The sequence below is a fragment of the Paracoccus sp. PARArs4 genome (assembly GCF_947311865.1).
Lineage (GTDB): Bacteria > Pseudomonadota > Alphaproteobacteria > Rhodobacterales > Rhodobacteraceae > Paracoccus > Paracoccus zeaxanthinifaciens.
In genome coordinates this window covers 102,759-125,952 of record NZ_CAMZMW010000010.1, presented here as the reverse complement: position 1 = coordinate 125,952, position 23,194 = coordinate 102,759, and the positions used below count along the sequence as shown (strand labels likewise).

19 protein-coding genes and 2 pseudogenes are annotated in these 23,194 nt (G+C 63.9%); 7 read left to right on the top strand and 14 right to left on the bottom strand.

The window, feature by feature from the left end; translation table 11 throughout:
- Window positions 1–7: 7 nt before the first annotated feature.
- A complete protein-coding gene (gene manD / locus QMZ16_RS10345) occupies window positions 8–1,234 on the top strand; it encodes a D-mannonate dehydratase ManD (protein WP_282603186.1) in 1,227 nt (408 codons plus the stop codon).
- Window positions 1,235–1,497: 263 nt separating this feature from the next.
- Here the strand turns inward: manD and QMZ16_RS10340 are convergent, their stop codons facing one another.
- The 4 genes from QMZ16_RS10340 to QMZ16_RS10325 all read right to left on the bottom strand — a co-directional run bounded on the left by QMZ16_RS10340 (window position 1,498) and on the right by QMZ16_RS10325 (window position 6,189).
- The gene (locus QMZ16_RS10340) at window positions 1,498–2,877 is read right to left on the bottom strand and encodes a BCCT family transporter (RefSeq protein ID WP_282603185.1); all 1,380 of its coding nucleotides are present in this window, start codon (window positions 2,875–2,877) and stop codon (window positions 1,498–1,500) included.
- Window positions 2,878–2,928: 51 nt separating this feature from the next.
- Window positions 2,929–3,747, bottom strand: coding sequence for an alpha/beta hydrolase fold domain-containing protein (locus tag QMZ16_RS10335; RefSeq protein ID WP_282603184.1), 819 nt, complete (start codon window positions 3,745–3,747; stop codon window positions 2,929–2,931).
- Between the two features lie 67 nt (window positions 3,748–3,814).
- Window positions 3,815–5,266: a carnitine 3-dehydrogenase gene (locus QMZ16_RS10330; protein ID WP_282603183.1), complete on the bottom strand. Its 1,452-nt coding sequence runs from the start codon at window positions 5,264–5,266 to the stop codon at window positions 3,815–3,817.
- A complete protein-coding gene (locus QMZ16_RS10325; RefSeq protein ID WP_282603182.1) occupies window positions 5,263–6,189 on the bottom strand; it encodes a 3-keto-5-aminohexanoate cleavage protein in 927 nt (308 codons plus the stop codon). The genes QMZ16_RS10330 and QMZ16_RS10325 overlap by 4 nt, the downstream gene beginning before the upstream one ends.
- A 132-nt stretch (window positions 6,190–6,321) precedes the next feature.
- On the opposite strand from QMZ16_RS10325, the gene QMZ16_RS10320 reads away from it, so the two are divergent.
- Window positions 6,322–7,260 carry a GlxA family transcriptional regulator gene (locus QMZ16_RS10320; protein WP_282603181.1) on the top strand — a complete coding sequence of 313 codons (939 nt, stop codon included), beginning with the start codon at window positions 6,322–6,324 and terminating at the stop codon, window positions 7,258–7,260.
- 479 nt (window positions 7,261–7,739) lie between these two features.
- On the opposite strand, the gene QMZ16_RS10315 is transcribed toward QMZ16_RS10320, so the two are convergent.
- Window positions 7,740–7,979, bottom strand: a complete 240-nt coding sequence (locus QMZ16_RS10315) for a hypothetical protein (protein WP_282603180.1) — start codon at window positions 7,977–7,979, stop codon at window positions 7,740–7,742.
- Window positions 7,980–8,219: 240 nt separating this feature from the next.
- Window positions 8,220–8,321 (bottom strand): annotated as a pseudogene (locus QMZ16_RS10310) (IS5/IS1182 family transposase); the annotation flags it as partial.
- A 460-nt stretch (window positions 8,322–8,781) separates the two neighbouring features.
- On the opposite strand from QMZ16_RS10310, the pseudogene QMZ16_RS10305 reads away from it, so the two are divergent.
- Window positions 8,782–9,578 (top strand): annotated as a pseudogene (locus QMZ16_RS10305) (IS5 family transposase).
- Window positions 9,579–9,873: 295 nt separating this feature from the next.
- Here QMZ16_RS10305 and QMZ16_RS10300 read toward each other — a convergent pair.
- The 8 genes from QMZ16_RS10300 to QMZ16_RS10270 form a co-directional block, all read right to left on the bottom strand.
- On the bottom strand, window positions 9,874–11,835 hold the full coding sequence (locus QMZ16_RS10300) for a TonB-dependent receptor (RefSeq protein WP_282603179.1): 1,962 nt from the start codon (window positions 11,833–11,835) through the stop codon (window positions 9,874–9,876).
- Between the two features lie 301 nt (window positions 11,836–12,136).
- Window positions 12,137–12,487, bottom strand: coding sequence for a transposase (locus QMZ16_RS16300; RefSeq protein WP_348984662.1), 351 nt, complete (start codon window positions 12,485–12,487; stop codon window positions 12,137–12,139).
- Window positions 12,488–12,545: 58 nt separating this feature from the next.
- Window positions 12,546–12,896 carry a transposase gene (locus QMZ16_RS16295; RefSeq protein WP_348984644.1) on the bottom strand — a complete coding sequence of 117 codons (351 nt, stop codon included), beginning with the start codon at window positions 12,894–12,896 and terminating at the stop codon, window positions 12,546–12,548.
- A gap of 256 nt (window positions 12,897–13,152) precedes the next feature.
- Window positions 13,153–14,430, bottom strand: a complete 1,278-nt coding sequence (locus QMZ16_RS10290; protein WP_282603178.1) for a hypothetical protein — start codon at window positions 14,428–14,430, stop codon at window positions 13,153–13,155.
- Window positions 14,431–14,439: 9 nt separating this feature from the next.
- Window positions 14,440–15,483, bottom strand: a complete 1,044-nt coding sequence (locus tag QMZ16_RS10285; RefSeq protein ID WP_282603177.1) for an ABC transporter ATP-binding protein — start codon at window positions 15,481–15,483, stop codon at window positions 14,440–14,442.
- Window positions 15,484–15,513: 30 nt separating this feature from the next.
- A complete protein-coding gene (locus QMZ16_RS10280) occupies window positions 15,514–16,350 on the bottom strand; it encodes a carbohydrate ABC transporter permease (protein WP_282603176.1) in 837 nt (278 codons plus the stop codon).
- Window positions 16,347–17,192 (bottom strand): sugar ABC transporter permease, encoded by an 846-nt coding sequence (locus QMZ16_RS10275; RefSeq protein ID WP_282603175.1) that lies wholly within the window; start codon window positions 17,190–17,192, stop codon window positions 16,347–16,349. Before QMZ16_RS10275 ends, QMZ16_RS10280 begins: the two co-directional genes overlap by 4 nt.
- 83 nt (window positions 17,193–17,275) lie before the next feature.
- Window positions 17,276–18,544 (bottom strand): ABC transporter substrate-binding protein, encoded by a 1,269-nt coding sequence (locus tag QMZ16_RS10270; protein WP_282603174.1) that lies wholly within the window; start codon window positions 18,542–18,544, stop codon window positions 17,276–17,278.
- A gap of 274 nt (window positions 18,545–18,818) precedes the next feature.
- Between QMZ16_RS10270 and QMZ16_RS10265 the strand changes: the two genes are divergently transcribed.
- The 4 genes from QMZ16_RS10265 (at window position 18,819) to arsJ (ending at window position 23,163) form a co-directional block, all read left to right on the top strand.
- Window positions 18,819–19,847, top strand: coding sequence for a LacI family DNA-binding transcriptional regulator (locus QMZ16_RS10265; RefSeq protein ID WP_282603173.1), 1,029 nt, complete (start codon window positions 18,819–18,821; stop codon window positions 19,845–19,847).
- Window positions 19,848–20,084: 237 nt separating this feature from the next.
- Window positions 20,085–20,918, top strand: coding sequence for a helix-turn-helix domain-containing protein (locus QMZ16_RS10260; RefSeq protein WP_282603172.1), 834 nt, complete (start codon window positions 20,085–20,087; stop codon window positions 20,916–20,918).
- Window positions 20,915–21,913 (top strand): ArsJ-associated glyceraldehyde-3-phosphate dehydrogenase, encoded by a 999-nt coding sequence (locus QMZ16_RS10255; protein ID WP_282603171.1) that lies wholly within the window; start codon window positions 20,915–20,917, stop codon window positions 21,911–21,913. The genes QMZ16_RS10260 and QMZ16_RS10255 overlap by 4 nt, the downstream gene beginning before the upstream one ends.
- The gene (gene arsJ / locus QMZ16_RS10250; RefSeq protein WP_282603170.1) at window positions 21,910–23,163 is read left to right on the top strand and encodes an organoarsenical effux MFS transporter ArsJ; all 1,254 of its coding nucleotides are present in this window, start codon (window positions 21,910–21,912) and stop codon (window positions 23,161–23,163) included. The genes QMZ16_RS10255 and arsJ overlap by 4 nt, the downstream gene beginning before the upstream one ends.
- Window positions 23,164–23,194: the final 31 nt, after the last annotated feature.

Genomic DNA, 23,194 nt, shown 5'->3' with positions numbered 1-23,194 from the left:
CACCACAATGAAGATCACCGAGGCCAGGCTGTTCGTCGGCGGACCCGCCAAGAACTATGTCACGCTGAAGATCATGACGGATGCCGGCGTCTACGGTTTGGGCGACGCGACGCTGAACAACCGCGAGACCCTGCCCGCGAAATACCTGCAGGATTACCTGATCCCGAACCTGATCGGCATGGACCCCCGCAACAGCGAGGATATCTGGCAGCTCTTCTATCGCGGGGCCTATTTCCGGCGCGGTCCCATCGCGATGGCCGCCTATGGCGCGATCGACATGGCGCTGTGGGACATCAAGGGCAAGCTGGCGGGCATGCCCCTCTATCAGCTTTTCGGCGGCAAGAGCAGGACGGGCGCGATGGTCTATGCCCATGCGACGGGCGCGGACCTGGAGGATCTGATGGACTCGATCGCCCATTACGTCGAACAGGGCTACAAGGCCGTTCGCGTGCAATGCGGCATTCCGGGCATGCCCACGGCAGGCTATGCCGTGCCCGAAAAGAAGGGCGATCAGCGCAATTACATCACCGATTACAGCGGCATCGTTCCCAAGGTCGAGATCTGGGACACCGACCGCTACATGCGCTACATGCCGGACGCGCTGATGCGGATCCGCGATCGTTTCGGCCCCGAGCTGAAGATCCTGCACGATGTCCATCACCGCCTGACACCGCGAGAGGCCGCCCAATTCGCCAAGGAGGTCGAGCCCGCCCGCCTGTTCTGGCTGGAGGACCCCACCCCTACCGAGGATCAGGACGCCCTGCGGATGCTGCGCCAGCATTCCACCGTCCCCGTGGCCATAGGCGAGGTCTTCAATTCGATCTGGGACTGCAACCGCCTGATCGAGAACGAACTGATCGACTTCATCCGCGTCGCCGTCACCTATGCCGGGGGCATCACCCATGTGAAGCGGATCGTGGATCTGGCAGGGCTGCACAATGTCCGCACCGGATTTCACGGTGCGCCCAGCCACTCGCCGATCTGCATGGCTGCCCATGCCCATCTGAACGCCTGGGCACCCAATTTCGGCATCCAGGAATACCTGGTCCTGGGCACGCCAGAATGCGACGCCCTGTTCCCTTCGGATCACCGCATGGAGAACGGCATGTTCCATGTCAGTGACGCACCGGGTCTGGGCATCGATTTCGACGAGGCCGAGGCCGCGCGCTATGAATACAGGCCCGGAAGCCATCCCGTCGTGCGGTTGGAGGATGGCACTGTCTGGAACTATTGATCCGAAGCCATCGTGCGGCTTTGTGAAACGCTGCCGGTAGGGGCTGACGAAGGCATAGCCGTGATGCAAACAGCTCAAAAGAAACAAGGTATCCGGAGCATGATACTGTTCTGGAACGCTTTCATGCAGAACCGGTGCCTTGGCATCGCTGCCATCGAAAGTGGCGCTGAACAAGCGGCCAGAAAAGTGTGCAGGCTATACGCACAATTGGAAACTTATGGCAGAAGGCCCCCGTGCGGGGGGCCTTCTGGTCTTGTTCCTCGTCAGGTGGTCCGCAGGTGGCCCGTTCTGCGCTGCCTGGCCAGCACCACGAAGCCCGCGGTCAGGGCGAAGACCCCGAACGCCACCGGGATTGCGGCGACCGAGATCAGCGACAGGATCACCTTGAAGATGTCGCCATCCATCCGGTTGATCACGACCGCAAGCCCCGCCATCATCAGGATCCAGAAGGCGCGCGAACGGCGCACGGTCAGCATCTCGCAGACGAGGCCCGCGGAATCCGCGCTGGTCACGAAGAACAGCAGGATGTTCAGCGTCAGGATCACCGACAGGACCCCGCTGCCGTCCAGCGTGGACATCAGGGCGAAGACATCCTCGGATCCCGTCGTCAGGGCCGCGATGCCCATGACCGTGAACCACAGGCACGAGAACAGGCTGGGGATCAGCATGACGCCAACGACCATCTCGCGCAGGGTCCGCCCCTTCGAGATCCGGGCGATGAAGACGCCGGTAAAGACGAACCAGCCGTACCAGGCCGCCTCGAAGGCATAGAGCCAGTCGGCCAGCCATGCCTTGCGTTCGGGATCACCCATGCCGATATCGGTGGCCATCGCGGGGTATTGCACGATGTATTCCGGGACCAGGCGCGCGAAGGTGCCAAGGATCTCCAGCGGTTGCGACAGCACGAAGACCCCCGCCATCAGGATCAGCGCCAGCAGGGTGTTGTAGTTGCTGAGCCACTTGATCCCGCGCTTGATGCCCGTCGTGCTGGATGCGATGGCGAAGGCCGACAGGACCAGGATGACGATCGCCGCATCCAGATCCACGCCGGTATAGCGTGCGACGGCCTGCTTCAGCGGGTCGGCGGCATAGGAGAAGGTCAGCGACAGCCCGATCACGGTCGAGACGACAAGGCTGATCAGGTTGATGCGGCTGAGCACGCCACCCCCCAGCAGCGTCTCGGCCGGCTTGCCGATGCCCATGTTGTGCATCGCGTGGGCGAAGATGACGCCGACGGCCAGGTATCCGGACCAGGCCAGCAGTCCCCAGTGGTTGAACGCATAGAGCAGCGCCTGATCGCGGCTGTTCCCGGCATCGATGTGATAGTTCGGCTCGAGCACGCCCCAGGTCAGAAGGCCGATCCCCATCCCGGTCGCGAACAGCATCCCGATCCAGCTGAGGGTCGAGAATTCGGGCGGACCCTCGCCGAAGCGCAGCTTGCCGATCGGCGTGAACATCGCCACGACGAAGACGACCGATGCGAGGAATGCGGGCCAGGTGAAGATGAAGCCCATGTTGCCGATGACCGATACCTTGATCGTCTCGAGCATGGACTGGAAGGTCTGGGGTGCGATGGCGGCCGCCCCGAGAAGGGCCGCGACCGTCAGCACCGTCGCTATGCTGATGCCGAGATTATGCTTCAAATCACTCTCCTATGTTGATGTGTGGCCCGTGCGGATGCCGGGCCCTTCTTGTCATCCTTCGATTGCCGCCTTCAGCGAGGCGCAGAATTCGTCCCATGCGACCTTCATCGCGGGCAGGGCCTCGCGGGCGTGCAGGCAGCCATGCAGCATGTCGGTCGCGCAGCGATAGCCGACGCGGGCCCCGTGCGCGCGCCATTCAGCGACCGCGCTTTCAAGGGGCAGGGTCAGCGGATCGCGCGAGACGGCCAGGACCTCGATCCGCGCAGACGGGCAGGGCGCACTGACCGGGGCGTGGGGCGCGATGGCGTCCCAGGCCGACAGGACATCCGCGCGCGACAGAAGCGGCGCATCGGGCCCGAGCGTTTCCGCCCTAGGCCGTCCGACGACCGGATAGATCAGCCCCAGTGGGGGCGCCTCGGCCATGTCCTGCGCGATGTCGATGACCAGCCGTCCCCCGGCGCTGTCGCCGACGATTGCCACCGGGTTCAACGCGCGGATCGCCTCGCGGCAATCGTGCAGCGCATCGGCATAGCTTGCCTCGGGCATCAGGCGATAGCCGACGGCCACCACCTCGCGGTTCAGTGCCTCTGCAAGCCCCGCAGCGACACCCTGATGGCTGTCGAGTGATCCGATCGTGAAGCCCCCGCCATGCAGGAAGACAACCGTCCCCAGCTTACATAATGACAGTCGGTGATGGCGCAGCGGCACGTCGCCGACCGCGCCGTCGCGAATGGTCATGCCGCGCGGGATCTCGGGCGCGAAGCGGGCACAGAGCAGATCGTAGGCGCAGCGCGCATCCTGCATGGAAAGACCCGCCATCGCGTCCAGACCGGATTGGAATTCGCGTTCGAACTGTTCGATGGCAATCATGCTGCGTGGCCGTTTAGGATGACGTGATGGGATGCGCCGCCACGGATGGTGCAGCGACGCAGGATTGTCACGCGGGTTCCACCGCGGGCTTGTTGCGCTGACCCACATGGCGCCCGCTGCCTTCGGCAGGCAGGTCCGCATGCGCCGCAGCCATCCGGGACAGCTGCTCGGCCACGATGCCTTCTGGATTGCAGGTCGCGCGGGTCGCAAGGTCCATATGCAGCAGCATCACCTCGACCGTGGCGGCCAGCGTACCGTTGCCGCGCGACAGGCGATGGAACAGGTGCAGGCGCTTGCCCGCGCCGTCCAGCACCTGCGTGGTCGTGCGCAGACGGTCGCCCGCATGGACCTCGGCCAGGTAGCGGACATGCGTCTCGACCGTGAAGTAACTACGGCCCGAGGCGATGTAATCCGCATCCGCGCCGATCATCTCCATGAAGCGGTCGGTGGCATCGGATGCGGCGCGCATGTACTCGGCATCGTTCATGTGGCCGTTGTAGTCGGTCCAGCTGGTCGGCACCTGCCTGTCGCCCGTGACCGGCATGTCGGTTGCCACCGGGGCGGGCAGGGCGGCCTCGTGCGCCGCGATCACGCCGCCGGCGCCGGTGTTCGTGCGACGCAGGGCGCGCAGCATGCCCACGATGTTGTCGTCGCGGAGGCGTTCCAGTTCGCGGATCGACATGTGCCCGGACTGCGCGTCGGATTGCGACGCGATGAGGTCCACCAGCTCGTCGTTGAACTCGGGGACGTCCATCAGCTTGGTCCAGGGCCAGGACAGGGCGGGGCCGAACTGGGACATGAAATGCTTCATCCCAGCTTCGCCGCCCGCGATGCGATAGGTCTCGAACAGGCCCATCTGCGCCCAACGGATGCCGAAGCCCATGCGGATGGCCTCGTCGATCTCCTCGGTCGTGGCGATGCCGTCCTTGACCAGCCAGAGGCTCTCGCGCCAGACCGCCTCCAGCAGGCGATCGGCAATATGGGCGTCGATCTCCTTGCGGAGTGTCAGCGGATGGCAGCCCACATCGCGCAGCAGCCCCGATGCGCGGGCGCAGGTTTCAGGATCGCCCACGAGTTCGATCAGCGGCAGCAGATAGACAGGGTTGAAGGGATGCGCGACGATGGCGCGGGCGCCGTCGGCGTTCAGCTCGGACGGCTTGAACCCCGAGGTCGAGGACCCGATGACGGCATGGGCGGGCGCCATCGCGCTCAGCTGGCCCAGCACCTTGTGCTTCAGCGCCAGGGTTTCCGGCACGCTTTCCTGCACCCAGTCCGCGTCGGCCACGGCCTCGGCCATGTCGTCGTGCCAGCTGAGGCGTCCTTCGGGCGGCAATGCCCGATCATAGAGCGCGGGCAGCGCGCGACGGGCATTTGCCAGCACCTCGCCTATCTTGCGTTCGGCTTGCGGGTCGGGGTCGAAGATCGCGACATCCCAGCCGTTCAGCAGGAACCGTGCGGCCCAACCGCCACCGATGACGCCGCCGCCGATGATGGCGGCCTTCCTGTTCGCTTCGGTCATGCGAGCACCTTTGCGGCGGGGGCCTGCTTGCGAAGGCCCAGCTTGCGGCGGACATCCTCGGGGCCGATGATCCTGGCACCCATGCAGGTGATCACCGATGCGGCGCGTTCGACCAGCTGCGCGTTGGTCGCAAGCACGCCCTTCTCCAGGAACAGGTTGTCCTCGAGGCCGACGCGCACGTTCCCGCCCGCCAGAACAGACTGCGCGGCATAGGGCATCTGGTCGCGCCCCAGGCTGAAGGCCGACCACGTCCAGTCGGAAGGCACATTGTTCACCATCGCCATGAAGGTGTTCAGGTCGTTCGGCGCACCCCAGGGAACGCCCATGCACAATTGCACCAGCGCGGGCGATGCAAGCGTCCCCTCGCGGACAAGCTCCTTGGCGAACCACAGATGGCCGGTGTCGAAGGCCTCGATCTCGGGCTTGACGCCCAGTTCGGTCATCATGGACCCCATGGCCCGCAGCATGCCGGGCGTGTTGGTCATGACGTAATCGGCCTCGGCGAAATTCATGGTCCCGCAATCCAGCGTGCAGATCTCGGGCAGGCATTCGGCGATATGGGCCATCCGCTCGGTCGCGCCGATCATGTCGGTGGCGTCCGCGTTGACGGGGAAGGGGGCCTCGGACGAGCCGAAGACGATGTCGCCGCCCATGCCCGCCGTCAGGTTCAGCACGACATCGGTATCGGCCTCGCGGATGCGGTCGGTCACCTCGCGATAGAGCGCAAGGTCGCGCGAAGGCGCGCCGGTTTCGGGGTCGCGGACGTGACAGTGGACCACCGCGGCACCCGCCTTCGCGGCCTCGATCGCGCTTTCGGCGATCTGGCGGGGCGAACGCGGCACATGGAGGCTGCGGTCCTGCGTGCCGCCGGATCCGGTGACGGCACAGGTGATGAAGACCTCGCGGTTCATGCTCAGGGGCAAGGTTTCCTCCTTCTGGGTATTTCGGCTGTCCCCGGACGTTCATTTTCCGGGGGATGCGGCGATCCTAGGGGTTCACCCGTCGCGAATATTGTCCGATAATGCCATCTTCTTGTCCCAATCCGCCCCGTTTCCATGCCCTGCTATGCCGTTCTGCTGTTCGACGGGTTCTCGAACTTCGTCCTGTCCTCGTTGATCGAGCCGCTGCGCGCGGTTCACGATCACGGCTATCCCGAGCTGTCATGGTGCATCGTCACCCCCGATGACGTCCCCGTGCGCAGTTCCAGCGGCTTGCGAGTGGTGCCCGACCTGCCGCTGGCCGAACTGGGAGCGCCCGATACGCTGCTTGTCGTGGCGGGATACGGGTTTCGCGACCATTCCACCGCCCGCGTCGCGTCGCTGCTGCGGCGCGTGTCGCGACGCGGGACTCGCCTGATCGGCGCCGATTGCGGATCCTGGCTGATCGCGCGGGCAGGGCTGTTGCAGGGTCAGACCGCGACGCTTCATTGGAGCGTGCTTGCCGATTTCGCCGAGACCTTCCCGGAAGTGGCGGTCAGCCATCAGCGATACGTCCTGGACGGTCCGGTCTGGAGCAGCGGCGGCGCGGCATCGTCGCTGGACATGATGCTGGCCCTGGTCGGGCGGACATTCGGCCCCGCGGCTGCCTTTGCCGCAACCTCGATGTTCCTGCACGACGCGGTGCGCAAGCGGGCCGGGGCGGGGACGGGGCTGGGGATCGGCAGTCGCGGATCGCAGAAGCTGCAGGAAGCCATCCGCGTGATGGTCGAGCAGGTCGAGACGCCGATGCCGCTTGCCGAACTTGCCGCGACAATCGGCACGTCGCTGCGCAGCCTGAACCGCATGTTCAAATCCGAGATCGGCATGGGGCCCGGGCGCTATGCCCAGATGCTGCGCCTGACGCGCGCGCGGGAACTGGCCACGGCCACCGAGCTTCCGCTGCGAGAGATCGCCTTGCGCTGCGGATATTCGGATGCCGCCGCGCTGGAAAAGGCCTTCAGCCGGACCTACGGCCAACCGCTGCGCCGCTGGATCGGACGGCGCCCGACCTCGTGATCAGAGGTCTTGCATGAATAAGGTTTGCAGCCTGCAATGCCTGCACCGACAGCGGGCACCGGCGTCTGGTTGCCGCCAGAGCCGCCGATCCTGAAGGCACTGCGCGAGTATCCGCGCCGGCTCGGGAGTTCCCGCAGCACATGCTCGAAGCCGTGCCCCATCAGGTTCATACAATTCTCACCGTGAGCGGCATTCAGTTCGCAAAGCAGCCGCGGAACCGAAACACCATCTACTCCCGGCCAAGTCGGAAGAATGAACCTCTCCATCAAAGAGGCCACAGTGGAGCGCTTTCAGTACGACGGCCACGACCAACTTCGAACGCACCTCACCGACCTCGTGGCAGCATAGAATTTCGCGTACAGGCTCAAGAGCCTCGGCGGCCTCACTTCTTGCGAATACATCTGCAGGATCCGGACATCAGAACCGTACAGATTCATCCTCGGTCCGTTCCACCAGATACCGGGACTGAACGTCTGGAACTACGCTTCTCCCGCGATCAATCGTGTGGCTCCGCTTATGTCGGGCAGCACCTCGCCGTTGGCCAGACGTGCCAGGATGCGACGTTCCTCGGCCTCGACTTCGGCTGCGTGGATGGCCGCGGCCTCGGCCTCGGATGCGGGCATGATTAGGATGCCGTTTTCATCCGCAAGGACGGCATCGCCCGCATTGACCACGACCCCACCAACCGAGACGGGATGGTTCATCGCGCCGCTATCCATGCTGGCCCTCGCTGTCGAAGACCAACCGCACGCTCCCGCACTTACGGAATAAATCTTTCGTGGTCCTACTCATCATGCTCAATCCTACTCAGGGATTGGAGCCGCCGGCAAACTCGCTGCGGTCGATAGGCACTTCGGTGAACTCGCGCACTTAGCTCGCATTAGGTTCCATAGTACCGAAGACCGCAGGTTTGAAAGATGCATAATCTTGCTTATTCATCAAACCGGGACGCATTCAGTCTATAGCCAGAAGATGACAATTGCGGCAAGCACGATCGCTGAAAAGAAGGTCTTCGGGCATCTGTCGTATCGTGATGAAACGCGCCGCCAGTCAGCAAGCTTTCGAATTGCCCCTGTGAGGCCGTGACCGTCGAGTGCAAGCACTGCGGGGCGCTTCCCAATGCGAAGCCCGCGCAGTGGTTTAAGGATCGCGCGTTGTATCCTTCGAATATCCCGGCGCTATGGCGGCCACGGTCGTGAAATCCGACACGGTCGTAATCGACGCCCGATCAATCAGGCATCCAAAGCGGCGGTCGCTGGCAACCATCCATGCAAGACAACTTTCATGGTATGACTAAAATATCCTACCAAAGGCTTACCTCGGCCAAGATCACGGCTTCGCACACCGGAATTCGCACAGCAAAGGACAAAACTCTTGACACTCTAAATTGTCCTCATCTTGTTATGGTCTGACCAAAAAAGGTTTGTAAAGAGGGAGGAGAGCATGAAAACCATTCTTGGGTCAGGACCCATTGATTTGGTTGTGCGAGCGTGATTCACCGTTCGAAAACGAGCGGTGAACATGTCTGATCTTTTCCGGTTGAGCGATGCGCAGTTGGCGCGTCTGGAGCCTTGCTTCCCCAAGTAGCACGGCAAGCCCAGGGTTGATGACCGGTGTGTCTTGAGCGGGATTATCTTCATCAATCGCAATGGCTTACGGTGGCGAGATGCGCCAAGGGAATATGGCCCGCACAAGATGCTCTACAATCGCTGGAAGCGTTGGAGCGACAAAGGTGTCTTCGCACGGGTCATTGCGGGTCTGGCGGTCGAGCACGGCGAGGAGACGACCGTGATGATCAACGCAACTCATCTGAAGGCCCATCATACGGCGTCCAGCCTGGGCGTCAAAAAGGGGGGGCGCGGGCGTCTGTTTGGCCGAACCAGAGGCGGCATGAATCCGAAGCTGCACGCGATCTGCGACAGATGAGCCATCTCGCGCCATCGGTCCGAGCGACGATGGCGAATGCCGCCCGCTGAGCCTGTTCGTGACCGCAGGCCAGGTCAGCGACTACATAGGCGCACGCGCGCTATTGGGCGGACTGCCAAGTGTCAACTGGCTGCTCGGGGATCGCGGATACGATGCCGATTTGTTTCGAGAAACGTTCCAAAACAGAGGGATATGCGCCTACATTCCTGCGCCGGAAGCAGCGCAAGACGCCAGTCAAATACGACAAGCGCAGATACAAACGTCGCAACCGTATCGAGATCATGTTCGGCAGGCTCAAGGACTGGCGGCGCGTCGCGACCCGCTATGACCGATGCCCCCAAACCTTCTTCTCAGCAATAGCACTCGCTGCGACCGTAATCTTCTGGCTTTGAGAGAGAACGAGTCCTGACCCTAGGTAAACCGCACAAGGTCATCATCAACGCCGTCGCCACAAAGCTGGTCACCATCGCAAATATGGTGTGCCGAATGCGTCAGGAATGGGAGGACCATCCGACCTGACAGATACAGCTCGCATGGCGACGCGCCAATGTCCGATTGTCTGCCAATGCGCACAAGGCCAGGGAGCGGCGGTACGATCTTCCGACACCGCCGGATGGCCTGCGAGGCCGCGATACGACCGCAGACAGCTTCGGCCCGTCGCTATCTGGCGAGGGGACGAAACCCTGATCAGAAGTCGACCGAGGTCGAGATGGTGAAGGTCCGACCTGCCGCATAGATCGGATCGATCCCGCCCCGAGCCGAGTTCGCGGCATAGCTCGAGCGCTCGAAATAGGTCTCGTCGAACAGGTTCTCGACGCCCACGCGCAGCGTCGCGCCGTGCAGTCGCTCGGGCTGCCATTCGGCATAGGCGTCCACGACGGTATAGGAATCCATCTCGTAGAAGGTGCCCCAGTCTTCCCCGTTCAGGCTGCCGGCCCAGGCGATCGAACCGCCGACCTTCAGGTCGTACTGCGCGAATTCCTGGTCCACGAACAGGGTTGCGGTCTTGCCTACGGGCACGAAGGAGCCGCTGCTCGGCAAGGTTTCCTCGCCGTTCTCGGTGGTCTTCACGTCGGTGAAGGTCATGCCTGCGCGGCCGGCGCCCCAACTGTATGCCGCGTTCAGGGTATAGCCCTCGGAGCGGCGGTCATAGGCGTTGGTCAGCACCAGGTCGGTCCAGCCATATTCCGGCATGTCTTCGATATGCGTGTCGAAATAGGTCACGCCGAACTGCCAGGGTCCGGTATCCGCGTTGAAGCCGACCTTGACGTTGCGTGCGCTCGACGCTTCGAAATCGGGATCGGTCACGAACCCGTCCGCGCGGGCATGCAGATACCCGTATTCGGCAAGGTCATAGCCCATGAACGTCCGCGATGCGCCGGCAAAGACCTCGAAGCCCGGGCGGAACTCGTAGGACAGCGTGGCATTCGCCGACAGGCCCGCATCCGAGAAGCGTTCGTTGTTCCAGTCGGTATAGCGCATGTAATCGGCGCGCGCGCCCGTGGACAGATCGAAGCCGTTGCCGAACTCGAACCGGCCCTGCACATAGGTGCCAAGCTGCGTGGTCTGGAAGTTGCGCGTCGGATTGTCGCCATAGCTGTCGACGCGATAATCGTGCTGGTTGAAATCGACGCCCGCGGTGATCGTGCCGCTGCCAAGCTCGAAGCGGTTCTCGGCCTTGCCGCCGAACTGCTCCTCCTCCAGCCGCATGTCGCCATTCGCGCCGTCTTCGACGTAATCGGGGCGGTCATAGTCGAAGCTCGACACATAGAACTGGACCTTCGGGTCCCACGCCGCAGTCGGTGCGGTGCTGGTATAGGTCAGGCTGAGCCGATCGGTCGTCACGTCCATCGGATAGAGGATCGTGTCGTCAGCCAGGCCGAGGTTCATCTTGATCGTACGATCCGCGTGGTCCTGGTCGCGCTGGTAGGCCAGCTCCAACCGGTGCGTCTCGAATTCATATCCCAGCTTGGCCAGAACGCCCGCGGTGGCCGGGGCCGTCCCGAGGATCGTGTTGCCGTCGCCATCCTCGTAGTCGTCGCCATCCTGCTTGTGCAGCATCACCAGCCAGTCGAACCCGTCTGCGATCCCGTAGGAGGCAAGGCTTGCAGACGCGCCCTGCCCGTTCGAGCCGTAGGACAGCCGTGCGCGACCACCGACATTCTGCCCCGCCATCAGCATATCCTGCGCCGAGACGGTCTCGTAGCGCACCGCACCCGCGGCCGCACCGAAGCCCGCATCCGCCGATGCGGCACCGCTCTCGACCTCGACCGCCTTGAGGAAGGCAGGATCGATGACCGCCGAACCGGTATGGTGCCAGCTGGTATCCACCTCGGGGACGCCGTCGACGCTGACGGCCAGGTTCGACTGCTCCATCCCAAGCACATGGATCCGCTTGGCAGGTCCGCCGCCGCCGGCGACCGTGACCGTGCTTTCGCGCGAGAAGAGATCCGAGACGTTCTGCGGGTCCAGCGCGCGCAGATCCTCCGAGGTGATGACCGTTCCGCCGGTCGCCTCGATGTTCTCCTGACCCTCGTCGACAAGCGAGAGAACGATGCCCTCCAGTTGGACGGGGCCCTGCGCCATCGCTGGCGTGACGATGGCAAGGGTGGATGCGCCTGCAAGAAGCAAGCGGAGCGTTCTGTTCATGACAACCTCGTGCTGGGCCGGCGCGGTCGGGCCGCGGGCCGATCAGATCTGGTTGCTGGCTCAGGCTGGCTGGTTCGCAAAGCGATCCTGATGCCGTTCACATGCGATCAGGATCGCGTGATCCTATGTCGCGATATGGCACGGAATGCAAGGCATGGTACACCATGCACCGCGCGCAGGCTCAAAAAAGGGCGGTTGCACTTCGTTCGGGACTGCCAATGGCGATCAAACGGTATTGCGTGCGTGTCTTGACGTTCGATGAGCGGCTGGGCACCGAACTAGGCTCCAGACTCGTTAATTCTCAAAGCCAGAAGATGACAGTTGCGGCGAGAGCGATGGCGGACAGAAAGACCTTCGGGCACCTGTCGTAGCGGGTCGCAACGCGGCGCCAGTCCTTGAGCCTGCCGAACATGATCTCGATACGATTGCGCCGCTTGTAGCGGCGCTTGTCGTATTTGACGGGCTTGCCTCGGGACTTCCGGCTAGGGATGCAGGGCTTGATGCCCTTGTCCTGCAAAGCTTCACGATAGCAGTCGGCGTCATAGCCCCGATCGGCAGCAGCCATTCGGCCCCGGGCAGGCTGCTCAGCAGGGCCGCCGCGCCGGTGTAATCGCTGACCTGGCCGGCTGTCATGAAGAACTTGATCGGGCAGCCGTTCGCGTCCGTGACGGCATGCAACTTGGTGTTCATGCCGCCCTTCGTCCGCCCAATCAGCCTGCCACGCCCCCCTTTTTCAACCGCAGGCTCGAAGCTGTGCGGTGCGCCTTGAGATAGGTGGCGTCGATCATCAGTGTCTTCCGATCGGCGGCTTCGGAAGCAAGTCCCTCCATCATCCGGGCGAAAACACCCATGTCGCTCCAGCGCTTCCATCGGTTGTAGAGGGTCTTCGGTGGACCATATTCCGGCGGCGCATCGGACCAACGCAAGCCATTACGATTGATGAATATTATCCCGCTCAAGACCCGCCGATCATCGACCCTCGGCTTGCCATGGCTCTTTGGAAAGAACGGCCGCAGCCGCGCCATCTGCTCGTCGCTCAGCCAGAAAAGATTGCTCATCATGCCCCAATCAGTTTGGGAGCGTGAATCACGCCGACAAGGGGGTCGCAAGCGGATTAATGGGTCCAGACCATAGCAGCTCGCCTGCGTCATGGACGATGCTGTCACATCCGCAACCCTTTCCGATCAGATGGCACGCGGTATTCGCCGTTGCCTTTAACTCGCTGGAGTGCGCAATAGGCTTCAGGCGGCAGGACGAAGCCATGTCGGCGGATCGTCTCATCCGCCGACACCAGGGTATCGTCGATCTCGGCGCGCCTCACGCGGGCTGCCGTTCCCCTGTCAGGAACTCGATCACCATGGCCGCGGTCCATGTGAAACTGCCGCCGCCGCAGCCCTCGCCCGTCATGGGGTCGTAATATTCGGCAAACCCACCCCGATCAATCAGGCGCAGGCTGTCCGAGACGATGCGCTCGACTACCGCCGTCTGGCCTGCTGCGGCAAGGCCGTCGGCGATCATGTAGTTGACGATCAGCCAGATCGGTCCGCGCCAGTATCGCTTGCCGTCATATTCTGGCGCCGAAGGGTCATGGCTGGGCACGAGGTAGGGCAGCTTCTCGCCAAGGGTCGCGATGCGCTGCGCGATGGCTGAGGCACGGGACTGCGGGATCGCTGCAAAGGTCGCTAGCAGCCCGCCGATGGACTGGCTGGGCACCATGGCGTCGATGGCACGGTCGAAGCACAGATACTGGCCGTGCGCATCGCTCCACAGGGTCTCCATCGCTGCGATGCCCTTGTCGGCCTGCGCCCGGGAACGGGCGGCGATCTCGGGCATGTCCAGCGTTTCGGCAAGCCACGCCAGATCGGCACAGGCGCGGATCAGGATCGCGTTGAAGCCCGGATCGACCACCCGGAAGGGCGAGGCATCATGCAGTTTCGCATTGTCCCAACCCAGGTCGCGGAAATGCTGCACCAGCCAGATGAAGCGGTTGTACTGATCGTCGGTTGGACGATGGGCGGGGTTGGCATGCTGGGTGTCGCGGCGGGTGAAGGGCTCGACGCCCTCGGTCGGCACGCGGTCGAGCGCGGCGTCCCAGTCCACGGAATTGTCGCGTCCCGATTCCCAGGGATGGATGATGGCCACCAGCCCGGTGCCCCGCGGATCGCGGCAACGGAAGAACCAGTCGTGCCAGGCGGCGATCCGGGGCAGCAGCGCGCGGGCGCGGCTGCGGGCCATGTCGCTGTCGCGGGCGCGTTCGAACAGGCGCCGCACGGCAAAGCCTGCAACCGCAGGCTGGGTGATGCCCGTCGTCGGCACCGCCCGTCCGGTCCGCCAGACATCGGGACCGGGAAAATAGCCGTCGTCGAATTCGTGGAAGATGATGTGCGGCACCATGCCGTCATCCCATTGATGGGCGAACAGCGTCTCGATCTCGGTCCAGGCGCGGGCCTCGTCGAAATGGCCGAAGCCGATGGCGCTGAGGCAGCTGTCCCAGTTCCACTGGAACGGATACAGCCCCTGCGTCGGCACTGTATAGGTGCCGCGGTCGTTCTGCGCGAGGATCGCGCGGGCGGCGGTGATCATTGTGTCGGACATGAAGGGGCCTCAGGCAACGGCAAGGGTGGATTGGGGGTCGAACCAGCGCACGCGGTCGGGCTGGGGGGCAAGGGTCAGGACATCGCCGACCTTGACGGTCAGGTCGCTGTCCAGAACGGCGCGGATCATCGTGCCGTCCACGGCGCAGGTGACCAGCAGATGCGCGCCAAGCGGCTCGACCAGCTTGACGCGCGCCTTCAGGCCGTGATCGGCAAGGCGCATGTCTTCGGGGCGGATGGCGAATTGCAGGGGCGTGGCGGCGCTGACCGGACCGTCGATCGTTTCGCCCGCCACCTTCCACTTGCCGCTTCCGGCAGGCTCGGCGTGCAGGAAGTTCATCGGCGGGTTGCCGATGAACGAGGCGACGAAATGCGCGGCCGGGTTGCGATAGACCTCGATGGGCGAGGCCGCCTGCACGATCTTGCCCTGGTGCATGACGCTGATCCGGTCGGCAAGGCTCATGGCCTCGACCTGGTCATGGGTGACATAGATGGCGGTGGTCTTGCTTTCGGCCAAGACGCCTTTCAGCTCGGCGCGCATTTCCAGGCGCAGCAGCGCATCGAGGTTCGACAGCGGCTCGTCCATCAGGATCACGTCCGGCTCCATCGCCAAGGCGCGGGCCACGGCGACGCGCTGACGCTGGCCGCCGGACAGCTCACCCGAATACCGCTTCAGCAGCTGCTCGATATGCATCAGCGATGCCACGCGTTCGACGCGGCGGGTGACCTCGGCGTTGGGCATCTTGGCCATCCGCAGACCGAAGCCGATATTCTCGAAGACGGTCAGATGCGGGAAGACGGCATAGTTCTGGAAGACCATCGCGATGCCGCGGTCCTTGGGGGCCAGGTGATCGACGCGGCGCCCGCCGATCCAGACCTCTCCGGTCGAGGCGGTTTCCAGCCCGGCGATGATGCGCAGCAGCGTGGTCTTGCCGCAGCCCGATGCGCCCAGCAGGACCATGAATTCCTGGTCGGCGATGGTCAGGTTGATGTCGTGCAGGGCCTGATACGCCCCGAAGGTCTTGGCGACGTTCTTGATCTGGATTTCAGCCATTGACTCGGCTCCTTTCGAATACGCCCCGCCTCAGCGGTTGGCGATGCCCCACATGGCGAACAGGTACTTGCGGACGGCAAAGATGAAGATCAGCGCCGGGACGACCAGGATGAAGCCGCCCGCGAATTTCAGATGCAGCGGGCTTTCCGCCAAGCTCTGCAGCAGGAAGGCCGGGAGGGTGCGGTTTTCGATGGTCAGGACGGCGGCGGCGAAGACCTCGTTCCACGAGATCACGAAGGCGAAGATCGCGGATGCGGTGATGCCCGGCAGGATCAGCGGCAGGACGACCTTGGTGAATGCGCGAAGGCGGGTGCAGCCAAGCGTCCATGCGGCTTCTTCCAGTTCGACCGGGATGCCCGAGAACAGCGAGAAGGTGATCAGGACCGCGAACGGGATGGCCAGCGTGGTATGGACCAGCGCCAGGCCGAAGGCGGTGTCGTCCAGGCCGACGCGGATGAACAGCACGGCCAGCGGCAGCGCCAGAAGCGGCAGCGGGAAGGCCCGCGTCAGCAGGATCAGCAGGCGGAACAGCTCCTTGCCGCGGAAATCGAAGCGCGACAGGGCATAGCCCGCGGGGGCGCCGATCAGGATCGACATGATCATGGTCAGCACCGCCACCAGGATCGAATTGTAGAGCGCGTCGATCATGCCCTGGAAGCCCGCGAAGAACCTGAGGCTGCCGAAGTCGAACTCGGGGACGAATTCCTTCGGGAAGCTGTTCACCGTTTCGGGCGAGGAGAGCGTGTTGATGAACAGGAAATACAGCGGAACCAGCACCCAGGCACAGAGCAGGATGACGGACGCGACATAGAGCCAGCGTCCGCTGCGACGGGTGTCGATCAGGGGCGCATCGGTGGCGGCGGTCATATCGTGGCTCCTTTCGGGACGCGCAGGACGCGCAGGATGACAAGCGTCGAAGCGATCGAGATGGCGAGGATGACCAGCGCAAGGGCCGCTGCCGCGCCGCTGTTGGACAGGTCGAACTGATAGGAATAGGTCTCGCCCATCAGCACCGGGAACAGCGTGCCGCCAAGGGCCGCGACCACGGCAAAGACCTCGAATGCCAGGATGACCCGCAGCACCAGCGCGGTCTGCAGCGACGGACGCAGCAAGGGCAGCGTGATCTTCACGAACCGCTTCCAGGGCGATGCACCGAAGACCTCGGCGGCCTCGTAATATTCCTTGGGGATCAGCCCGATGCCCGCCACAAGGATCACCAGCATGATGGCCGTGGCGCGCCAGATCTCGGCCAGGGCGATGGCGATGAAGACCATCGTCATGTTCTGATAGGAAATGAAGTTCATCGGCGCGTCGATGAAGCCCAGCCCGTGCATCATCGAGTTGAGGAAGCCCGACTGCTCGAAGATCGCCAGCCAGATGATGCCCGCCGCAAGGTCCGAGATGCCAAGGGGGATTGTCCAGACGTAAAGGACAAGATCGCGCCCCCGCTTCATCTTGCTGACCATGGTGGCCATCAGCAGCGACAGGGCCAGCTGGACCGGCACCACGACGGCGGCAAGCAGCAGCGTGTTCCAAAGCGAGACCGAGAACTTCCAGTGGCTGACCACGTCGCGGAAGTTGTCCAGCGACCAGCCCGCATCGGAGCCGAAGGCCTGCTGGGCGACCAGCACGAATGGGTAAAGGAAGAAGATGCACAGGAAGACCGTCACCGGCAGGATCAGGACATAGGGAAGCAGTCGCGCGTTCATCGCATCGCTCCGGTCAGATTTGGGTGGGGTGCCCGGACCGTGAATGGTCCGGGCTGGATCGCGTCAGACGCGAGCGGTCGGGATCACTCGACCGGGCACGGACCTTCCGATGCCGCGTCGGGCGCCCAGCAGGGCGCGCCGGTTTCCTGCATGATGTCGTTCAGGCGCGTCTTCTGGTCGTCCAGCACGGCGCGGATCGGCTGGCGGGCCAGGACGATACGCTCGAACGTGTCGACGAAGATGCGGTCGAATTCGCCGCCCTGATCGCCCAGACCGGCAGGCAGAAGACCGGGATTGGCATCCTCGGCGGCACTCATGGTGGCGATGGCGGCACCGGTGGCCTGCACGGCAGGCGGCAGGTCGTCGGGCAGCTCGACATCGATGACCGGGAAGAAGTTCGTGGCGCGCAGCGTCGCGATCTGGGTCTCGGGCTGCATCATGTAGTCGAGGACGGCCTTCGACGCCTCCATGTCGCCGGCGGTCGAGGGGATGGCCAGGCCGGCCAGCACCGGCATGAAGCCACGCCCGGTCGGACCGGCAGGCGCCGGGAAGGCCACGAAATCGTCGGGGCGTTCGTTGAAGGCCTGCGCCAGTCGCGAGGTGTGGTCGAAGACGATCCATGCGTCATCCGACAGCAGCTGTTCCTGCATGAACGAGAAGTTCGTCGACGCCGGATTGGTGTGTTCCCACAGCTCCAGGAACTTCTCCCATGCCGCCTCTGCCTCGGCCGAGGCGAAGGTCCGCACCACGCCGTCGGTATAGGAGGGATAGAGATAGCCCTGGAAGAACCGATGCTTCAGCCCCTTCGGACCGGCCGGGAACCCGAACAGCGGACGGCCCTCGCCTTCCTGCACGTTCGCCGACCATTCGATCAGCTGGTCATAGGTCAGCGCGTCGATGTCGGCACCTTCGGGCAGATAGGGCAGCGCCTTCTTGTTGGCCGCCATCACATAGCTTGCCTGCATCCACGGGATGTATTTCACGCTGTCGGTGCCCAGCTTCGACAGTTCGTTGAAGGTCTCGCTGGAGGCGGCAAGCCCAAGATCGTCCAGGGGTGCCAGGATTGCGGGGTCCAGCGCGGCAAAATCGCCATGCAGCGATCCCAGCAGCCCGATGGTCCCGCTGCCAGCCTGGCTTTCGGCCTGCAGGCGGGTCAGCCAGGGGCCGGTCTCGTTGGGCTGGTAGTCCACCGCGACATCGGAACCGGACAGCACCACCTCGCGCATGGCCTGCGCTTCCTCGGCGGGTCGGGCCTGGGTCGACCAGAACAGGACATCCGCCTGCGCCGCGACGGCCGAGCAGACGATGGCGATGCCCGACACGGCACCGGCGAGTTCGAAACGTAGCTTCATGCTTTCCTCCCATGTTGGACTTTCGGGCCAGACCTCCTCGTCTGATCCGTCGGAACGTGGCCGCACCCGGACGACGCAGCCGCATCGGGGGCGCTGATCGAGCCGAGGGAAACCTGCCGACTCGCTCGACTTGTCGGCCAGTTTGATATAACGATATATCTTTGGTCAAGCAGAAATGTCCGAGGCAGCGCTTGGCTTCGAGGAACCGATCGCGGTAGATATCGGGATGACAGCTGCCCGACAGCCTGAACGTTCTATCAACCGGGAGAGCGGCGTGAGCAGGAAACCGACACTGGCCAGCGTCGCAGAGGCGGCGGGCGTTTCGATCCCGACCGTCAGCCAGGTGATGCGCGGGACCGGGCGCATCTCGGCTGAAACGCGGGACAAGGTGCTGAAGGCCGCCAGCGCGCTGCACTACATCCCGGATTCGCGCGCGGCCTCGATGCGATCCGGCGAGAACCGAGAGATCGGTTTCCTGATCAATCAGTTGGCCAACCCCTTCAACGCCGAGGTGATCGGCGGTGTCGTCGACCTGCTCGAGGCCGAAGGCTATCTGGTTTCGGTTCTGGACACGCGCGATGACGCCACAAGGCAGGGTCGCCACCTGGATGCCTTCATCCGGCATGGGCGCGGCGGGCTTCTGTGGGTCCCTGCCCTCGACACGCCCGACGAGACCTTCGACATGCTGGCCAAGCACGCCATTCCGACCGTGACCTTCCTGCGCCGGGTCACAGACAGGCTCGATCATGTCGGCATCAGGAACGCCGAGGCGACGGCGACCGCCACCGGCCACCTTGCCGATCTGGGGCACCGCCACATCGCCTATCTGGGCGGCATGGGCACGACGCAGGTGCGCGAGGACCGCATCTCGGGGTATCGCCGTGTGATGCGGGATCGCGACCTTGCCCCGGCAATCGTCTGGGATTCGGCAAATGACAAGCTCGCGGGCCTCGAGGCGATCGACCAACTTCGCGCAAAGCACCCCGATGTGACGGCAATCGTCTGCAATGGCGACATGGTGGCCCTGGGTGCCTGCCTCGGGTTGCAGCGGCAGGGGCTTGTGCCGGGGCAGGATCTGTCGGTGATCGGCTTCGATGACGTGCAGGACGCAGCCCTGGCGACACCGCCATTGACGACCATGGCCGTGTCTCCGCATCGGCTTGGTCGGAAGCTGGCGCGCGTCCTTCTGGACCGCATCCAGGACCCTGGAATGCCGGTGACCGTTTCCGAAATCTCGGCAGAGATCGCAGTGCGGTCGACGACGTCGGCCCCTCGGGACCAGCGATCCTGCGACGGGGCGTGATGCGGTGGCGTAGTTCCTGTCACGCAACCCCTGCGCTGCGCCGAAGGACCGGTATCGTCTAAAACGCCCTGCTTGAAATGCCCACACTGAGCATCAGGCTCTGCGTTCCTTCACGACCATGGACCCGCGTCCGATGCTTAATGCCCGATGGCGGGACACCGTCAGCACATTAAACGACGCAGTCCGTTACAAAACCTTCACTTGGCAGGCGCTCTATAATTCAATATTTCACGAAATATGAAAACAGAGTTCCCCGATCAGCTGTCCACCCTCGGCCATCCTCAGCGGCTGGCGATCTTCCGGTTGCTGATGCGTCGCTATCCCGACCGCGTTCCGGCCGGAGAGATCGCCTCGGCGCTCGGCGTCAAGCCAAGCACCATGTCGACCTATCTGTCCGCGCTGACACGTGAAGGACTGGTCGATCAGCAGCGGTCCGGCACGTCGCTTCTTTACGCGATCGACATGACGACCGTGCAACGGCTGTTCGGATACCTGTTCGGCGACTGCTGCCGTGGTCGTCCCGAAATCTGCATGCCTTTCAGCACAGGAACAGCCCCCATGCCTGACCGGAAATACCGTGTCCTCTTCATCTGCGTGGGCAATTCCGCGCGGTCCATCTTTGCCGAATCCATCCTCCGCAAGGTGGCCGGCGACCGGTTCGAGGTCTTTTCCGCAGGCACCCGCCCCGGATCGGAGCTCAATCCCTTCGCGGTCCAGATCTTGCAGGACAAGGGGCATGACGTCTCGGTCCTGCGCGCCAAGGACGTGTCCGAGTTCGCCCGCCCCGACGCGCCTCAGTTCGACTTCGTCTTCACCGTCTGCGATCAGGCCGCAAACGAGGAATGCCCCGCATGGGACGGCCAGCCGGTCAGCGGCCATTGGGGGATGCCCGACCCGGTCAAGGTCGAGGGCACCAATGCCGAGAAGGCGCTTGCCTTCCAGCAAGCCTACGGGTCGCTGAAGCACAGGATCGAAGCCTTCGCCGCCCTGCCGATCGGCACCCTGGACCGTATCGCATTGCAAAAGGCCGTGGATGACATCGGCCGCACCAGCCAAGAGACCCTCGCATGACCACCTACGCACTGAACGGCCTTGGCCGCATCGGCAAGCTTGCCCTGAAGCCCCTTCTGGAAAGCGGCGCCAAGATCGCCTGGATCAACGACGCCGTGGGCGATCCCGAGATGCACGCCCATCTGCTGGAATTCGATACGGTCCATGGCCGTTGGGATGCCGCGTTTTCACACGACGCCGACAGCGTCACGATCGACGGCACCCGCCTGCCCTTCATCGGTGCCCGGACGATTTCCGAGCTGCCGCTTGAAGGCGTGGACGTGGTGATCGACTGCACCGGCGTCTTCAAGACCGAGGCCAAGCTTGCCCCCTATTTCGAGGCGGGCGTGAAGAAGGTCGTGGTCTCGGCCCCGGTGAAGGACGGAAATGCCGCGAACATCGTCTATGGCGTCAACAACGACACCTACGATCCCGCCGAGCACCGCATCGTCACCGCCGCATCCTGCACGACCAACTGCCTGGCCCCGGTGGTGAAGGTGGTGCACGAGACCTTCGGCATCCGGCACGGCTCGATCACCACGATCCATGACGTGACCAACACCCAGACCATCGTCGATCGCCCGGCGAAGGATCTGCGTCGTGCGCGGTCGGCGCTGAATTCGCTGATCCCGACGACGACCGGCTCGGCGACGGCGATCACCCTGATCTATCCGGAACTGAAGGGCCGTCTGAACGGCCATGCCGTGCGCGTGCCGCTGCTGAACGCGTCGCTGACCGATTGCGTGTTCGAGCTGGAGCGCGAGGTCACCGTGGCCGAGGTCAACGCCGCCTTCGAGGCCGCGGCCAATGGTCCCCTGAAGGGCATCCTCGGCTACGAGACGCGGCCCCTCGTCTCGACCGACTATACCAACGATGCGCGGTCTTCGATCATCGACGCGCCCTCGACCATGGTGATCAACGGCACCCAGCTGAAGGTCTATGCCTGGTATGACAACGAGTGGGGCTATGCCAACCGGCTGGTCGACGTGGCGCTGATGGTCGGGGGGGCGCTGTGACCCCGCGCCCCGAAGGCATGTCCGCCTATGTCGCCGTCACGGCGGCGTACTGGGCCTTCATGCTGACCGATGGCGCGCTGAGGATGCTGGTCCTGCTGCATTTTCACACCCTCGGCTTCAGTGCCGTGCAGCTGGCCTATCTGTTCATCCTCTACGAGGTTGCAGGGATGATCACCAACCTTGCAGCTGGCTGGATCGCGCTGCGCTTCGGGCTGACCTCGACGCTCTATGCGGGCCTGAGCTTGCAGGTGATCGCGTTGCTGGCGCTGGCGCAGCTCGATCCGGGGTGGAGCATCGCGGCCTCGGTCGTCTTCGTCATGTGCGTCCAGGGTCTTTCCGGGGTCGCCAAGGACCTTGCGAAGATGTCGTCGAAATCGGCGGTGAAGCTGCTGGCCCCCTCGGCCGATGGCGGGCTGTTCCGGTGGGTCGCGTTCCTGACCGGATCGAAGAACGCGGTGAAGGGGCTGGGCTTCCTGCTGGGTGCGGCACTTCTGGCGACGGCGGGATTCGATGGGGCCGTGCTGGGCATGGCGGTCGTCCTTGGCGCGATCCTTGTCGCGGTCGTGCTGTTCATGCCCTCGGGTCTGCCCAAGGGCAGGAAGGGCACCAAGTTCTCCGAGGTCTTCTCGAAATCGGCCAACGTGAACTGGCTTTCGGCGGCGCGCGTGTTCCTGTTCGGGGCACGCGACGTCTGGTTCGTCGTGGGCATCCCGATCTATTTCTACGCCGTGCTGTCGGACGGATCCGAGGCGGGCAACCGCGCGGCCTTCTTCATGATCGGCACCTTCATGGCGGCCTGGGTCATCCTCTATGGGATGGTGCAGGCCAGCGCACCGAAGATCCTGCGCGCGGCGGGCCGCCCCGAGGCTGAGCTGATCCGCGCCGCCCGCAGCTGGGCGATTGCGCTGTTCGTCGTGCCGGCGGTGCTGACGGTGGCCGTCGCGCTTTCGCCTGCGCCGCAGACATGGCTGACGGTCACGCTGGTCGTGGGGCTGCTGGCATTCGGGGCGCTGTTCGCCGTGAATTCCTCGCTGCACTCGTATCTTATCCTCGCTTTCTCGAAATCCGAACGGGTCACGATGGATGTGGGATTCTATTACATGGCGAACGCGGCGGGTCGCCTGATCGGGACCCTTCTGTCCGGTCTTACCTACCAGGTCGGCGGGTTGACCCTGGTCATGGCTACCGCAGCCGTCATGGTCGTCCTGGCGGCCCTGACTTCGGGCCGTCTGACCGACCAGACGGCCTGAGCCTTCGGGCCTGTTCGCGGCACGGGAAGTC

Excerpts from the sequence above, each read along its gene's own strand:
- manD (WP_282603186.1), top strand. The coding sequence starts at position 8 with ATGAAGATCACCGAGGCCAGGCTGTTCGTCGGCGGACCCGCCAAGAAC.
- QMZ16_RS10335 (WP_282603184.1), bottom strand. The coding sequence starts at position 3,747 with ATGATTGCCATCGAACAGTTCGAACGCGAATTCCAATCCGGTCTGGAC.
- QMZ16_RS10330 (WP_282603183.1), bottom strand. The coding sequence starts at position 5,266 with ATGACCGAAGCGAACAGGAAGGCCGCCATCATCGGCGGCGGCGTCATC.
- QMZ16_RS10320 (WP_282603181.1), top strand. The coding sequence starts at position 6,322 with ATGCCCTGCTATGCCGTTCTGCTGTTCGACGGGTTCTCGAACTTCGTC.
- QMZ16_RS10315 (WP_282603180.1), bottom strand. The coding sequence starts at position 7,979 with ATGGATAGCGGCGCGATGAACCATCCCGTCTCGGTTGGTGGGGTCGTG.
- QMZ16_RS10300 (WP_282603179.1), bottom strand. The coding sequence starts at position 11,835 with ATGAACAGAACGCTCCGCTTGCTTCTTGCAGGCGCATCCACCCTTGCC.
- QMZ16_RS16295 (WP_348984644.1), bottom strand. The coding sequence starts at position 12,896 with ATGATGAGCAATCTTTTCTGGCTGAGCGACGAGCAGATGGCGCGGCTG.
- QMZ16_RS10290 (WP_282603178.1), bottom strand. The coding sequence starts at position 14,430 with ATGTCCGACACAATGATCACCGCCGCCCGCGCGATCCTCGCGCAGAAC.
- QMZ16_RS10285 (WP_282603177.1), bottom strand. The coding sequence starts at position 15,483 with ATGGCTGAAATCCAGATCAAGAACGTCGCCAAGACCTTCGGGGCGTAT.
- QMZ16_RS10280 (WP_282603176.1), bottom strand. The coding sequence starts at position 16,350 with ATGACCGCCGCCACCGATGCGCCCCTGATCGACACCCGTCGCAGCGGA.
- QMZ16_RS10275 (WP_282603175.1), bottom strand. The coding sequence starts at position 17,192 with ATGAACGCGCGACTGCTTCCCTATGTCCTGATCCTGCCGGTGACGGTC.
- QMZ16_RS10270 (WP_282603174.1), bottom strand. The coding sequence starts at position 18,544 with ATGAAGCTACGTTTCGAACTCGCCGGTGCCGTGTCGGGCATCGCCATC.
- QMZ16_RS10260 (WP_282603172.1), top strand. The coding sequence starts at position 20,085 with ATGAAAACAGAGTTCCCCGATCAGCTGTCCACCCTCGGCCATCCTCAG.
- QMZ16_RS10255 (WP_282603171.1), top strand. The coding sequence starts at position 20,915 with ATGACCACCTACGCACTGAACGGCCTTGGCCGCATCGGCAAGCTTGCC.